14 protein-coding genes and 1 tRNA gene are annotated in these 12,823 nt (G+C 66.3%); 8 read left to right on the top strand and 7 right to left on the bottom strand.

Annotated features, from left to right (window positions below):
- Positions 1 to 75 precede the first annotated feature (75 nt).
- The 5 genes from SPHI_RS01750 to SPHI_RS01770 all read left to right on the top strand — a co-directional run bounded on the left by SPHI_RS01750 (position 76) and on the right by SPHI_RS01770 (position 4,488).
- Positions 76 to 151, top strand: a tRNA-Lys gene (locus SPHI_RS01750).
- Positions 152 to 391: 240 nt separating this feature from the next.
- Positions 392 to 1,621, top strand: coding sequence for an NAD(P)/FAD-dependent oxidoreductase (locus tag SPHI_RS01755; protein WP_076743146.1), 1,230 nt, complete (start codon positions 392 to 394; stop codon positions 1,619 to 1,621).
- Between the two features lie 3 nt (positions 1,622 to 1,624).
- Positions 1,625 to 1,972: a YybH family protein gene (locus SPHI_RS01760; RefSeq protein WP_076743147.1), complete on the top strand. Its 348-nt coding sequence runs from the start codon at positions 1,625 to 1,627 to the stop codon at positions 1,970 to 1,972.
- 14 nt (positions 1,973 to 1,986) lie between these two features.
- Complete coding sequence (locus SPHI_RS01765) at positions 1,987 to 3,102, top strand: acyl-CoA dehydrogenase family protein (RefSeq protein ID WP_076743148.1); 1,116 nt, start codon at positions 1,987 to 1,989, stop codon at positions 3,100 to 3,102.
- A 138-nt stretch (positions 3,103 to 3,240) separates the two neighbouring features.
- On the top strand, positions 3,241 to 4,488 hold the full coding sequence (locus SPHI_RS01770; protein WP_076743149.1) for an acyl-CoA dehydrogenase family protein: 1,248 nt from the start codon (positions 3,241 to 3,243) through the stop codon (positions 4,486 to 4,488).
- A gap of 46 nt (positions 4,489 to 4,534) precedes the next feature.
- On the opposite strand, the gene phaR is transcribed toward SPHI_RS01770, so the two are convergent.
- The gene (phaR, locus tag SPHI_RS01775; RefSeq protein ID WP_076743150.1) at positions 4,535 to 5,080 is read right to left on the bottom strand and encodes a polyhydroxyalkanoate synthesis repressor PhaR; all 546 of its coding nucleotides are present in this window, start codon (positions 5,078 to 5,080) and stop codon (positions 4,535 to 4,537) included.
- Between the two features lie 90 nt (positions 5,081 to 5,170).
- On the opposite strand from phaR, the gene SPHI_RS01780 reads away from it, so the two are divergent.
- Entirely contained in the window at positions 5,171 to 6,148 is a 978-nt protein-coding gene (locus SPHI_RS01780) for an alpha/beta hydrolase (protein WP_076743151.1), read from the top strand.
- On the opposite strand, the gene alr is transcribed toward SPHI_RS01780, so the two are convergent.
- Positions 6,149 to 7,174, bottom strand: a complete 1,026-nt coding sequence (gene alr / locus SPHI_RS01785; protein ID WP_076743152.1) for an alanine racemase — start codon at positions 7,172 to 7,174, stop codon at positions 6,149 to 6,151.
- Positions 7,175 to 7,244: 70 nt separating this feature from the next.
- Complete coding sequence (locus tag SPHI_RS01790) at positions 7,245 to 7,700, bottom strand: DUF3597 domain-containing protein (RefSeq protein ID WP_076743153.1); 456 nt, start codon at positions 7,698 to 7,700, stop codon at positions 7,245 to 7,247.
- Between the two features lie 99 nt (positions 7,701 to 7,799).
- On the opposite strand from SPHI_RS01790, the gene SPHI_RS01795 reads away from it, so the two are divergent.
- Positions 7,800 to 8,240 (top strand): hypothetical protein, encoded by a 441-nt coding sequence (locus SPHI_RS01795; RefSeq protein WP_076743154.1) that lies wholly within the window; start codon positions 7,800 to 7,802, stop codon positions 8,238 to 8,240.
- The gene (locus SPHI_RS01800) at positions 8,237 to 9,217 is read left to right on the top strand and encodes a cation transporter (protein ID WP_233130599.1); all 981 of its coding nucleotides are present in this window, start codon (positions 8,237 to 8,239) and stop codon (positions 9,215 to 9,217) included. Before SPHI_RS01795 ends, SPHI_RS01800 begins: the two co-directional genes overlap by 4 nt.
- Here SPHI_RS01800 and SPHI_RS01805 read toward each other — a convergent pair.
- The 4 genes from SPHI_RS01805 to SPHI_RS01820 all read right to left on the bottom strand — a co-directional run bounded on the left by SPHI_RS01805 (position 9,168) and on the right by SPHI_RS01820 (position 12,796).
- Entirely contained in the window at positions 9,168 to 9,626 is a 459-nt protein-coding gene (locus tag SPHI_RS01805) for a GreA/GreB family elongation factor (RefSeq protein WP_076743156.1), read from the bottom strand. The two genes, SPHI_RS01800 and SPHI_RS01805, sit on opposite strands and share 50 nt — an antisense overlap.
- Positions 9,627 to 9,768: 142 nt before the next feature.
- Positions 9,769 to 10,641, bottom strand: coding sequence for a 3-hydroxyisobutyrate dehydrogenase (mmsB, locus tag SPHI_RS01810; RefSeq protein ID WP_076743157.1), 873 nt, complete (start codon positions 10,639 to 10,641; stop codon positions 9,769 to 9,771).
- A gap of 210 nt (positions 10,642 to 10,851) precedes the next feature.
- Entirely contained in the window at positions 10,852 to 11,634 is a 783-nt protein-coding gene (locus SPHI_RS01815) for an enoyl-CoA hydratase-related protein (RefSeq protein WP_076743158.1), read from the bottom strand.
- A 118-nt stretch (positions 11,635 to 11,752) separates the two neighbouring features.
- Entirely contained in the window at positions 11,753 to 12,796 is a 1,044-nt protein-coding gene (locus tag SPHI_RS01820) for an enoyl-CoA hydratase/isomerase family protein (protein ID WP_076743159.1), read from the bottom strand.
- Positions 12,797 to 12,823: the final 27 nt, after the last annotated feature.

The raw sequence follows: 12,823 nt of genomic DNA on the forward strand, positions 1-12,823 counted from the left end.
AAAAGAGGTTGCGCTGCAGCGACGCGATGCTAATGACGCGCCTCCCGATCGCGGGCAACAGCCCGATCCGATCATGGACGCATAGCTCAGTTGGTAGAGCAGCTGACTCTTAATCAGCGGGTCCTTGGTTCGAGCCCAAGTGCGTCCACCATCTTTTCAAAGACTTAGAAGGGTGCGCTGCTCCGTTGGAGTGCGCGCCCTTCTGCGTTTCAGACCTGTTGGCGCGACCTGCCCACGCCTTGCCATCGATACGCTCACGGCCTGGGCACGCCTCTCACGCATGCCCCATTGACTTGTCGCGCGTGCGCCTCCTACCTGTCGCTGTTAGGTCGATCGACTTAATCGTTCCGATTGCCAGCCCACGATGGCTGACGACGGCAGGAGAGCGGGCATGACATACGATCTCATCGTCGTCGGTGGCGGCATCGGCGGGTCGGCGTTATCGGCGGTGATGGCGCAGGCGGGCCGATCGGTGCTGCTGCTCGAGAAGACGACCGTTTATGAGGACAAGGTGCGCGGCGAGTGGATCGCGCCTTGGGGTGTCACCGAGACCAAACGGTTGGGTCTCTACGACACACTCGTCGGCGCTGGCGGCCACCACCTCACCAGCCATGTTACGTACGACGAGACGCGCGATCCCGCGGAGGCGGAGGCACGCGCGCTGCCGCTCGGCATGTTCGCGGCCGATGTGCCGGGCCCGCTCTGCATCCGCCACCCGGTACATTGCCAGACGCTGTTCGACACCGCTGCAGCCGCTGGCGGCACCGTGTTGCGTGGCGTGGATGTCAAATCAATTACAGTCGGGGACGCGCCGAGTGTCACCTATGTCCACGACGGCAATGAGTACGTCGCACGTGCGCCCCTCATCGTCGGTGCCGAAGGCCGCCAATCAACCGTGCGGCGCGCCGCCGGCCTGACGCTGCACCAGGACAAACCGCACCATTGGTTTGCGGGTTTGCTGGTGGATGGCGTGGCGGCGTGGGACGATACGCGCCAGGCGATCGGCACCGAGGACGATTTCGCGTTCCTCGCCTTTCCCCAGGGTAGAGGCCGGATGCGCGTTTATGGCGGATGGTCGCTGGCCGATACCAAACGCTTCGCCGGCAACGAGGGGCCAAGACGTTTTCTTGAAGCGTTCCGCATGAAATCCGCCCCGCACAACGAGGCGATCGCTGGCGGCACGCCTGCCAGCCCGCTCTACGCCTATTACAACAATTGTAGCGCGGCCGAGCAACCTTATGCCCCGGGCGCGGTGCTGGTCGGCGATGCAGCAGGCTGGAACGATCCGATCCTCGGCCTCGGGCTGTCGATCACCTATCGCGACGTGCGCCTCGTCAGCGACATACTCAGGGACACCGCGGCGGGCACCACCCCCGATTTCCGCCCCTATGCCGAAGAGCGCGCCGAGCGCATGCGCCGACTGCGAATAGCATCTGAGCTTCAGGCAACGCTCGACATGGAGTTCGGCGAAGAGGCCCGTGCCCGCCGCCGCCGCTATCACGAAGGCAGCGCCGCCGATCCGATGCTTGGTCTCCACGGCGTCGCTGTGATGGCAGGTCCGGACGCAGTACCGGCGGAGATCTTCGAGCCGGCGCATGTCGCGCGAGTCGTGGGAGCCTGATTGATGGACATCGCCCGCTACAATGCCGATTGGCTCGCCGCCTGGACCGCCAAGGACGTGCCAGCGCTGCTCGGCTTCTACGCCGAAGATTGCCGCTATTTCGATCCGCAGACCGCCGCCGGTATCACCGGCCATGACGCGCTCCGCGCCTATTTGACCGGCCTGTTCGCCGCCACACCGGCGATGACCTACACCCCCGACGAGACCTGGCCGATTGCCGGCGGCTTCTGCGGCCGCTGGTACTGCGATGTGGCGGGCGGCGGGCGTTTGCGCGGGTTCGACATGGTGCTGCTCGACGGAAACCGGATCGGGCACAACGAGGTGTACGTGCACCAGATACCACAGGAATAAGAGGGAGGGGATCGATGCAGTTCGATTTCAACGAACAACAAAATGAATTCCGGCAGGAGGCACGCCGCTTCCTTGCCGCCGAATGCTCCACCGAGCGCGTGCGCAAGGCGTTGGAAGGCGGTGGATTCGACCGCCAGCTGTGGCAAGGGGTTGCCGAGATGGGCTTCCTCGGCATCGCCATTCCGGAGGAACATGGCGGGCTGGGACTCGGCTATCTCGAACTATGCGCCGTCGCGGAGGAATTCGGGCGCGCGCTCGCGCCTTTGCCGATCGTCTCCTCGATTTATCTCGCAGCCGAGGCGATCAAGTCGTTCGGTACACCCGAGCAGCAGGCTGCCTGGCTCCCCCGGATCGCCGCTGGTGCTGCGATTGGTTGCCTCGCCAGCGTTGAAGGCGAGCGGCTGACCGAAAAGAGCACCCGCGCGACCTTTGCCAATGGTACGCTCAACGGTGCGAAGCTGCCGGTCCTGGACGGCGACATCGCCGATGTTGCGATCGTGCTCGCCAAGGAAGGCGATAGCTTGAGCCTCGTCCTTGTCGATCTCGCGCAGGATGGCATCGCGCGCCGCACACTCGACACGCTCGACCCGACGCGCGGACAGGCCGAACTCACCTTCACCAATGCCGCCGCCGAAAGGCTTGGCGATCGCGGCGAAGGTTGGGCGATGCTCCAGACCCTGCTCGATCGCGCCGCGGTGCTCGTCGCCTTCGAACAGATCGGCGGGGCGGACCGTGCACTGGAGATGGGCCGCGACTATGCGCTGGAGCGCATGGCGTTCGGCCGCCAGATCGGTAGCTTTCAGGCGATCAAGCACATGCTCGCCGACATGTATGTGTCTGCGACCCTCGCCCGCTCCAACGCTTATTACGGCGCTTGGGCGCTCTCGACCGGTGCTGCCGAGCTGCCCCGCGCCGCCGCAACGGCGCGAGTCTCCGCCACCAACGCCTTCCGCCATTGCGCGAAGAACAACGTGCAGGTGCACGGCGGCATGGGTTTCACCTGGCAGATGGACTGCCACCTCTTCTACCGCCGATCGAACCAGCTAGCGCTCGCGCTCGGCAGTCAGCCCGACTGGGAAGAAAAGCTCGTCACCCGCCTCGCCGCCGCCAATGAGCCGCTGGCGGCTTGAGCCCGAACTGATGCTGATCCGCCCCTCCCCCGTTCGGCCTGAGCCTGCCGAAGGGCGTGCCAAAAGCGTTTTCGCCTGTGGCACGTGCTTCGACAAGCTCAGCACGAACGGGAAAGGGCGCTAAGAGGAACTCTCGTCATGAACTTCGACGACACCCCCGAAGAAGCCGCCTTCCGCGCCGAAGCGCGCGCCTGGATCGACGCCAACGCCCCCAAGCACCTCCACCCGATCTTGTCGGGTTCGGGCTTCGGCACCTCGGCGGAGGCCGGCGAGATCGACATGCTCGCCGAGGCCAAGAAGTGGCAGAAGGCAAAACGCGACGCCGGCTGGGCATGCCTTCATTGGCCAAAGGAATATGGCGGCCGTGGCGCGTCGCCGATGGAGCGCGTGATCTGGAACCAGGAGGAGGGTGTGTATGCGCAACTCTCCTTCACCTTCATCATCGGCCAGGGCATGTGCGGCCCCACTGTGATGGCCTGGGGCAGCGAGGAGGACAAGCAGCGCCTCCTGCCGCCACTCGCCGCGGGCGAGGACATCTGGTGCCAGATGTTCTCCGAACCCGCCGCCGGCTCCGACCTCGCGGGGCTGCGCACCCGAGCGGTACAGGATGGGGACGAATGGGTCGTGAACGGCTCCAAGATCTGGACGTCGGGCGCGCACATCTCGCAATATGGCATCCTGCTCACCCGCACCGATCCGACCGTCGCCAAGCACAAGGGGCTGACGATGTTCTGGGTGGACATGCGCTCACCTGGTATTGAGGTCCGCCCGATCCTCCAGGCGCACGGTCAAAGCGGGTTCAACGAGGTGTTCTTCACTGACCTGCGCATTCCCGATTCCCAGCGTCTCGGCGCGGTGGGTAACGGCTGGAACGTGTCGCTGACCACACTGATGAACGAGCGGTTGTCGATCGGCTCGGGCATGTCGACCGGCTTCGAGCCGTTGCTCGATTACGCCACCCGCGCGCCTGGCCCGAGCGGCGGCCGCTTGGTGGACGATCCCTCGATCCGCTCCAAGCTCGCGGATTGGGCGACCAAGGCCAGTGGGCTGAAATACACCAGCATGCGCGCGCTGACTGCGCTATCAAAGGGCGAGCAGCCCGGACCGGAAAATTCAATCGGCAAGCTGGTCGCCGGCTCGACCATGCAGGACATTGCGATGTTCGCACTCGACCAGCAGGGCGAGATGGGCGTGCTGACCGATCCCGAACTCGCCGCGCACGCGGCGCGTTTTCAGCAAACTCTGATGCGTTCACCTGCGACCCGGATCGAGGGCGGTACGGACGAGATCCTGCGCAACATCATTGCCGAACGCGTGCTCGGCCTTCCTGGCGACGTTCGTGTCGACAAGGACGTGCCGTTCGAGAAGATCCCGACGCGCGCGTGACCTGACACCCTCCCCATGCCAAACATGGGGAGGGCACGTTGGCAGATCAGCCGAGCTTGTTGACCTTGTCCTGCAATCGGGACAGTTCGGCCTTGAGCGCGGCGATCTCGTCATCCTTGCTGGCACCTGCGGCGGGGGCGGTGCCTTCCGGCTTGAACGCGCTCGTCGCGGCCTCGAACATCGCCATGTTGCGCTTTGCCATTTCGGCGAAGGGCGATCCGGCGAAGGCACCTTCGACCGCAGACTTGAACTGCGCCTGATTGCGGCGGAAGCTGTCCATTGACGCCTCCAGATAGCCGGGCACCATCGCCTGCATCGAATCGCCGTACATCGCGATCAGCTGGCGCAGAAAATTGACGGGGAGCATCGGCTGCTCGCCGCGACCTTCCTCCTCCATGATGATCTGGGTGAGGATATTGTGGGTAATGTCCTCGTCGGTCTTCGCGTCGACGACTTTAAACTCGCGCCCTTCACGCGTCATCGCGGCAAGGTGTTCCAGCGTGATGTATGATGAACTTTCGGTATTGTAGAGACGCCGGTTGGCGTACTTCTTGATGATGACCGCGCCCTCTCCGTTATGCTGTTTTTTCATCGCGATGCCCCGCTTATGACTATTTACCGCGCTACAGCATCCGTTACGGCGCCGCAACACGGCCCCCGCCCTTTGCCCCTGTTCCTCGACATGTTGCGCGAACAAACCGCAGCATCGCCCGAGCGGACGGCTGCCGCCCTCGCGGGGTTGCGCCACTATCAGGAGGCGCCACGCACGCTGCGCCGAATGGCGCGCGCGGCACGGCGGCAAGGCCGCGCGCGGCTGCGCGACTATGGCGGCGACGGTCGCCCCGTGGTATTCGTCCCGTCGCTGATCAACCCGCCCCACATCCTCGACCTGGTGCCCAGCCGTTCGCTGCTGCGGTGGATGGCAGCGCAGGGCGTCCAAGCCTGGCTGCTCGACTGGGGCGAACCGACGCCCGCCGAGCGCGCGATGGACGTTGCCGCCCATGTCGAACGCCTGCTGTTGCCGATGCTCCGCCGGCTCGACCAACCACCGATACTCGTCGGCTATTGCCTGGGCGGCACGATGAGCATCGCCGCCGCTGCCACGGGCGCCTGTGCTGGACTGGCGACGATCGCCGCGCCGTGGCATTTCGAGGGCTATGGCCCAGCTGCCCGCGCCGAGATCGCGACGCTCTGGGAGGGCGCCCGACCGACCTGCGAGCAGCTAGGATTGGTGCCAATGGAGGTGCTGCAAGCCGGCTTCTGGAAGCTCGATCCCGCGCGCACCATCGCCAAATACGAAAGCTTCGCGGCGCTCTCCGGTAACGAAGCCGCGATGTTCGTCGCCATGGAGGATTGGGCGAACGGCGGCGCACCGCTCACTTTTGCCGCGGGTGCGGACCTGTTCGAAACCTTCCTCGCCGCCGATTGCCCTGGCCGCGGCGACTGGCTGGTCGCCGGCCGAACGGTCGATCCGCTCGCCTTGCCCTGCCCCACGATCGAATTCGTCTCGCTCAGCGACCGTATCGTTCCCGCCGCCACCGCGATCGGCTTGCCCGAGCGGCGTGATCTCGGCGCCGGTCATGTCGGCATGATCGTCGGCAGCCGCGCACGCGCACAACTGTGGGAACCGCTGCGCGACTGGATCGCCGCGCTGCCCTGATCAGCGCCACACGCGATCGAAGCGACGGCCCAGACCGGTCAGCAGCTCATATTGCGACACGCGCGACGCCGCCGAGGCATGCGGCAGATCGGCGTCGAAGGCGATCCAGTCTCCTTCGCCCACATCAACGCTCGTGGCGTCAAGCGCCGTCAAATCCATCGACACGCGCCCGATCACCGGCAGCGCGCGATCACCGGCGTAGGCGGCGCCGGCATTGGAAAAAGCGCGCTTATACCCATCGGCATAGCCAAGATTGACGATCACCACGTCGCTGTCGCGCGCCGCCGTCCAGGTCAGGTTATACCCCACCTGCTGCCCCGCCGGCACGCGCCGCCGCTGCAACACCTCCGCCTCGACTGTCACCACCGGCCGGATCACGCCGGCAAGTGCGTCGCACGGCACGCCGCCATAAAGCGCCAGCCCCGGCCGCGTGAGATCGAAGGCATAATCCTTACCCAGGGCGATGCCCGCGGAATTGGCGAGGCTCAGCCGCCGCGCATTTGTGCGCCCCGCAAGCGCTGTCATCGCCAACCGCTGCCGTTCGTTAACCGGCGACGCTTCATCGGCGCAGGCTAGATGGCTCATCAGCGTCTCCACCTCGAGCCCATCGAGCAACCCGTTGCCGATCTCCTCGGGCGATACGCCCAGCCGGTTCATGCCCGTGTCTACCATCACATCGCACGCGCCCACCCCGGCCTCGCGCCAGCGACGCACCTGCGCTGCGGTGTTGAGTACTGGCCGCGCGAATTGCTGCGCAGCAAACGTCATGTCGTCGTCGCGGACGCCATGCAGCACCGAGAACGAGACGCCGAAGTCAGCCAGCGCAGCCGCCTCCGCCCAGGTCGCTACGAAAAAGTCTCGGCATCCCGCACCAGCGAGACGCTGCACCACCTCGCGCGCGCCAAGGCCATAGCCGTCTGCCTTCACCGCCGCGCCGCACGCCGCCGTGCCGCTCATCCGCGCCAGTGCGCGCCAATTGTCCACGAGCGCGCCACCGTCCAGGCGCAGGCGATTGGGTCCCGTCATGCACGCGCCGATAACGGCCGCGACGCGCACAGGCCAGTGCGCCGCCGCCGTGGTAGGTATAACCGGCCGCTCAGTCCTTCAGGCCGGCGGGCACGAGCCCGCCGTTCTTCTCCAGCTCGCGCATCACCGCCTTGTGGAGCCAGATGTTCATCTCCGCCGACCCGTCCTTGGCGCCGGTATAGCCGAGCTCTGTCGCCAGCTCCTTGCGGTTGGCAAGGCTCGAATCAATGTCGAGCAGCTTCATCAGGTCGACGATCGACGTGCGCCAGTTGAGATCCGGCCCGCCCTTTTTGGCGGCGAGATTGATCAGCACCTTCTCGACATCGACCGGTGCGGCTGGGGCGGCTTGCGGCGCTGGCGTGGGTGCGGCCGGCGTTGGCGCTGCGGTTGGCGCTGGCGTAGGACGCGGCGCGGCAGTCGGGGTGGGCGTTGGGGCCGGTGTCGGCGCCGGCTTGCCCGAGAACTGCCCACCCAGCGGCCCGCGGTCGCCGAAGATCGCCTTCTTGATCGCGCCAAAAATGCTCATGCCAATAACTCCGTTGATCGGGGGAATGACGGCAGAACGCGGACGACGCCCCTTGGTGCCGCCGGAACGGCGCGCCCGCGCGGACGTTCAGCCCCCGAAATGAAGAAGCGGGTCGCCGTCCTATCGCTGCTGTTGTCGCTCGCCGGATGCGATGCCTTGCCGCGCGACCCCGGCGGCACACTCGACCGGGTTCGCCAGTCACACACCATCCGTGTCGGTCTGGCCGACGATGCCATGCCGCAGCAAGCGCGCGCGCTCCTCGCAGCATTGGCGCAGCAGGAAGGCGCGCGTATCGAGCTGCGACGGGGATCGCTTGAGCCACTGATCGTCGACCTCGACGCGGACCGTCTGGATCTCGTGATCGCCGAGGTGGCGAAGCGCACGCCGTGGAAGAAGCTCGTCGCCCCCGGCCCAACGCTCCTTGTCCACGGCGAGGGAAGCGAGCGCACCGAATGGCGCGCGCTGATGAAGAACGGCGAGAACCGCTGGATCATGCAGGTCGAGCAGACGTCGCGCGCCGTCGCCCCGGAGGCGTCTTGAGCGCGCCCCGCCAGCCTGACGAGGCGATGAACCGGGCGATGCGGCTGTGCTGGTGGCAGATCGGCTGGTTCGTCACCGTGGTCGCGGTGATGGGCGTCGTCATGGGCCAGAGCCAGACGATGAAGACGGCATGGATCGAGGACATGCTCGGCTTCGTGCCTCCGATTGCCTTCCTGGTTGCGGCCCGGATGGAGCGCCGCCCGCGAAGCGCGCGCTTTCCGTTCGGCTTCGCGCGGGCGAACGGCCTCGGCTTCTTCGTCTCCGCGGTGGCGCTCACCGCCGTCGGCGCCCTGCTGCTCGTCAACGCGCTGATGACGCTCGCAATGGCCGAACATGCCACCGTCGGCTCGATGCGGCTGTTCGGGCACGACGTGTGGCTCGGCTGGCTGATGCTCGCGGCGCAGGGCTATGCGCTGATCCCGCCACTGGTGATCGGGACCAAGCTGCTGCCGCTTGCAAGGACGCTCAACGACAAACTGCTCCACACCAACGCCATGATGAACAAGGCGAACTGGCTGACGGGCGCAGCCGGGATCGCCGGTGTCGTGGGCCTCGGCCTCGGCTGGTGGTGGGCCGACGCGGTCGCGGCCGGGCTGATCTCGATCGACATCATCAACGATGGCTGGAAAGCGCTGCGCTCCTCCGCCGCCGAGTTGATCGACGGCGCGCCGCGCGCGCTCGACAAGCCGGAGGTATCGCCGGACGCTCGCACGCTCCACGCGACGCTCGACGGCCGTTTCCCCGGTGCGACGATCCTGATGCGCGAGACCGGTCGGCTGATCCATGTCGAGATCCACGGCGTGGATGCGCCCGATCCGGTGCCTGCGCGCGAGGAGCTATGGCCGTGCGGCGGGGACAGCGCGTGGCGGCTGGCGCAAGTGACCTTCACCGATCGCCCGCTGGAGCGCGATCGCTACCAGGAACTGTTCAGTCCGGGCGAACGCCAAGCACCTCGACAGCATCGGCCCGGCCGTTGAACGCGACCGCCTCGCCTGCCATCGCGCCCATCATCGCCCGCGCGAGCGGCGCGGAGAAGGCTATCTTCCCTGCCGCGGGATCGGCCTCGTCGTCGCCGACGATGGTCAGTTCCTGCTCCTTGCCGTTGAGGCGAAAGCGCACGCGACTGCCGAATGCCACCTCATCCGCGGGCGGTACGGGAGCGAGCACCGCGGTGATGCGCCGCGTGTTCCAATAACGCAGCTCACGCGCGATCTGCGTACGGCGATCCTCGTCGGCGTTCGGCTGCTCGGCTTCCAACGCGGCGATACGCTCGTCGATCAGCGTCTTGCCGCGCGCGGTAACGAGATTGGGACCGGACGGCAGCGGGAGCTCGAACTTGGGCTCGAGATGCTCCTCATCACTGTCGCGGCGAAAGGCGACGCTCATGGCGGGGTTACTCGCACTATATCACTCAATCTAGCTGCTACTTCTTCGTCACGTCCGTCTCGAGCCGGCTCCCGCTTTCTCATCAAGGTAAGAAGAAGCGGGACCCCGGCTGAAGGCCGGGGTGACGTGTGAGTAACAACGCTTAGAGCGTCTTGATGATGCCGGAGAAATCCACGCTGCCGTGGCCGGCATCGGTGAACGCCGCGTAGCGATCGGTCGCATGCGTGCCAAGCGGCACCGCGGCCCCGGCCTCCGCCGCGGCCGCCATGGCGAGCCGCAAATCCTTCAGCATCAGCGCCGCGGCGAACCCACCTTCGTACCCTCGGTCCGCCGGGCTTTCCGGACCGACGCCGGGCACCGGACAATAGGTGTTGAGCGACCAGCTTTGCGCCGTCGCCTTGCTGGCAATGTCGAAGAACACCTGGAGGTCCAGCCCCAGTTTCTCGGCGAGCGCGAGCCCCTCGCACGTCGCCAGCATCGTGCCGGCCAGGATCAGGTTGTTGCACATTTTTACCGCCTGCCCCGCGCCGCTCGCGCCAGCGTGGATCACGGCCTTGCCCATTTCCTCCAGGAACGGCTGCGCCTGGGCAAAGCCCGCCTCGGTCCCGCCGACCATGAAGGTCAGCGTGCCGCCGTTCGCCGCGGCGATCCCGCCCGACACCGGCGCGTCGACCGCCGCCAGCCCCTTCGCCGCGGCGTCGGCCGACAGCTGGCGCGCGGTGGCGACATCGATGGTCGAACAGTCGATCAGGATCGCCGACGGGGCGGCATGGCCGAACACCGCCTCGGCATAAGTAGATGCAACGTGCGCGCCGGCGGGCAGCATGGTGATGATCGCCTCCGCGCCCTCCACCGCCTCCGCGGCGCTGGCGGCCGGCAGGCACCCGGCCTTTTTCGCGCGATCGAGCGCCTCCGCGCTGAGATCGAATGCGCGAACGTCATGCCCCGCCCTGGCGAGGTTCGCGGCCATCCCGCCGCCCATGTTGCCCAATCCGATGAATGCGACGCGTGCCATGTGTATCTCTCCTCGCCCTCGCCCCTGGACAGGAGAGAGGGATACCGTAGCTTGCCGGTTCACCGGCTAGCGAAGGTTGGGAGAGGGGTCGAGCGAGCCGCAGGCTCGCGCGGTTCGTGCCGACCCGCCTCACCCTCTCCCAGCTACGACTAGGCAGCAAGCTGCCAAGTCTTCGCAACCCTCTCCCTCAAGGGAGAGGGAGCGTTGCGCTCAGCGCCCCTTCCACACCCCTTGGCGCTTCTCGACGAACGCGGCCATTCCTTCCGCCTTGTCCTCGGTAGCGGTCAGGATCTGGAACAGCCGCCGCTCGGTTAGGATGCCCTGCGCGAGGCCAGTCTCGAAGGCGGTGTTGACCATTTCCTTGTTCACCATCGCGGCCATCGGCGGCATTGAGGCGATCAGCTCAGCGGTCTTGAGCGTTTCCTCCAGCAGCGACGCCAGCGGCACCACCTTCGCCACAAGGCCGCTACGCTCCGCCTCGGTGGCGTCCATCATCCGGCCGGTGAGGCACATTTCCATTGCCTTGGCCTTGCCGATCGCACGCGTCAGCCGCTGCGAGCCGCCCATCCCCGGCGCGACGCCGAGCTTGATCTCGGGTTGGCCGAACCTGGCCGTGTCCGCCGCGTAGATGAAGTCCGCCATCATCGCGAGCTCGCACCCGCCGCCCAGCGCGAAGCCGTTGACCGCCGCGATCCACGGTTTGCGGGTCGCGACGACGCCAGTCTGCCACCCGGCGAAGAAATCCTGGAGGAAGAAATCGGCCGCCGCCATGTCGGCCATCTGCTTGATATCGGCGCCGGCGGCGAACGCCTTCTCGCCCGCGCCGGTGAGGACGAGGCAGCGCTGGCCAGGGTCCTTGTCATAAGCGCCGAACGCGGCGGAGAGGTCGGCGAGGACATCGGTGTTGAGCGCGTTCAGCGCTTGCGGGCGGTTGAGCGTGACGAGGGTCACGGCGCCGCGCTGTTCGACGAGGATGTTGGTGTATTCGGTCATGCTTGTCATTCCCGCGAAGGCGGGAATCCATACTTCCCGCAGAGGTTATGGATCCCCGCCTTGGGCCCCATCAGAGTATTACTTTGATGGGAACCCTGCGCGGGGATGACGGATGTGCTTAAGCCGGCGTCCACGCCTCCGCGTCGGGCAGCGGCGCGAAGATCTGATCGATGACGTGGTCGCTCACCCCCTCCGGCGTGGCGGGGTCCCACTTGGGTGCGTTGTCCTTGTCGACGATCACCGCGCGCACGCCTTCGAGGAAATCGTGCCGCTGCACGACGCGGGCGCCAACGGCATATTCCTGGCGCATCTCATCCTCGAACGTCGGCATCGTCTTGCCGTCGAGCAGCAGCTTGAGGCTGACCTTCATCGTCTGCGGCGACTTGGACTGGAGCGTGGCCAGTGTCTCGCGCGCGAAGTCGCTGTCGTCGGCTTCCAGCGCGGCGTAGATGTCCTCCAGCCGGTCGGAGGCGAAGAGGCGATCGATGTCGGCACGGTGATCGAGCAGTTTGGCGGGACCAGCCTCGATCGAAAGTTCAGCGAGGATCGTCTCGATCGCGGCAGGGTCCTCGGCAATGCGGCGCTTCGCTTCTTCCAGCTTCTCGGCAGGAAGATAATGGGTGGCGAGCCCGAGCGCGTGGGTTTCGGCACCGTCGAGCCGGTGCCCGGTCAGCGCCAGATACTGCCCGACTCGCGCCGGCAAGCGCGACAGGAACCAGCCGCCGCCGACGTCGGGGAACAGGCCGATGCCGGTTTCGGGCATCGCAAACTTGGTGTTCTCGGTTGCCACGCGGAAGCGGCACGGTTGCGACAGGCCGACGCCACCGCCCATGGTGATGCCGTCCATGAACGCCACGATGTCTTTGGTGTAGGTGAACAGGCGGTGGTTCATGCGATATTCGGTGTGGAAGAATTCGCGCGCCTCCGCGCCGTCCTTCGCGCCGCTTTCGGCGAGCATGCGGATGTCGCCGCCGGCGCAGAAGCCGCGACCCTCGGCGTGATCGATCACGATGGCGCGCACGCCATCGTCGCCGCGCCATGCTTCCAGCGCTTCCAGCACGCCCTCGCACATCGCGGTGGTGAGCGCGTGGATCGCCTTGGGGCGGTTCAATCGAATGCGGCCGATCGGGCCTTCGACGCTGGTCAGAACTTCACTGGTCATCCGCAAACTTTCCGAAGTTTGTCCACA

The sequence above is a fragment of the Sphingomonas jeddahensis genome (assembly GCF_001981525.1).
In the GTDB taxonomy this organism is placed as follows: Bacteria; Pseudomonadota; Alphaproteobacteria; order Sphingomonadales; family Sphingomonadaceae; genus Sphingomonas; species Sphingomonas jeddahensis.

Coding starts and splice junctions, on each gene's coding strand:
- SPHI_RS01755 (WP_076743146.1), top strand. CDS start 392: ATGACATACGATCTCATCGTCGTCGGTGGCGGCATCGGCGGGTCGGCG.
- SPHI_RS01760 (WP_076743147.1), top strand. CDS start 1,625: ATGGACATCGCCCGCTACAATGCCGATTGGCTCGCCGCCTGGACCGCC.
- SPHI_RS01765 (WP_076743148.1), top strand. CDS start 1,987: ATGCAGTTCGATTTCAACGAACAACAAAATGAATTCCGGCAGGAGGCA.
- SPHI_RS01770 (WP_076743149.1), top strand. CDS start 3,241: ATGAACTTCGACGACACCCCCGAAGAAGCCGCCTTCCGCGCCGAAGCG.
- phaR (WP_076743150.1), bottom strand. CDS start 5,080: ATGAAAAAACAGCATAACGGAGAGGGCGCGGTCATCATCAAGAAGTAC.
- SPHI_RS01780 (WP_076743151.1), top strand. CDS start 5,171: ATGTTGCGCGAACAAACCGCAGCATCGCCCGAGCGGACGGCTGCCGCC.
- alr (WP_076743152.1), bottom strand. CDS start 7,174: ATGACGGGACCCAATCGCCTGCGCCTGGACGGTGGCGCGCTCGTGGAC.
- SPHI_RS01790 (WP_076743153.1), bottom strand. CDS start 7,700: ATGAGCATTTTTGGCGCGATCAAGAAGGCGATCTTCGGCGACCGCGGG.
- SPHI_RS01795 (WP_076743154.1), top strand. CDS start 7,800: ATGAAGAAGCGGGTCGCCGTCCTATCGCTGCTGTTGTCGCTCGCCGGA.
- SPHI_RS01805 (WP_076743156.1), bottom strand. CDS start 9,626: ATGAGCGTCGCCTTTCGCCGCGACAGTGATGAGGAGCATCTCGAGCCC.
- mmsB (WP_076743157.1), bottom strand. CDS start 10,641: ATGGCACGCGTCGCATTCATCGGATTGGGCAACATGGGCGGCGGGATG.
- SPHI_RS01815 (WP_076743158.1), bottom strand. CDS start 11,634: ATGACCGAATACACCAACATCCTCGTCGAACAGCGCGGCGCCGTGACC.
- SPHI_RS01820 (WP_076743159.1), bottom strand. CDS start 12,796: ATGACCAGTGAAGTTCTGACCAGCGTCGAAGGCCCGATCGGCCGCATT.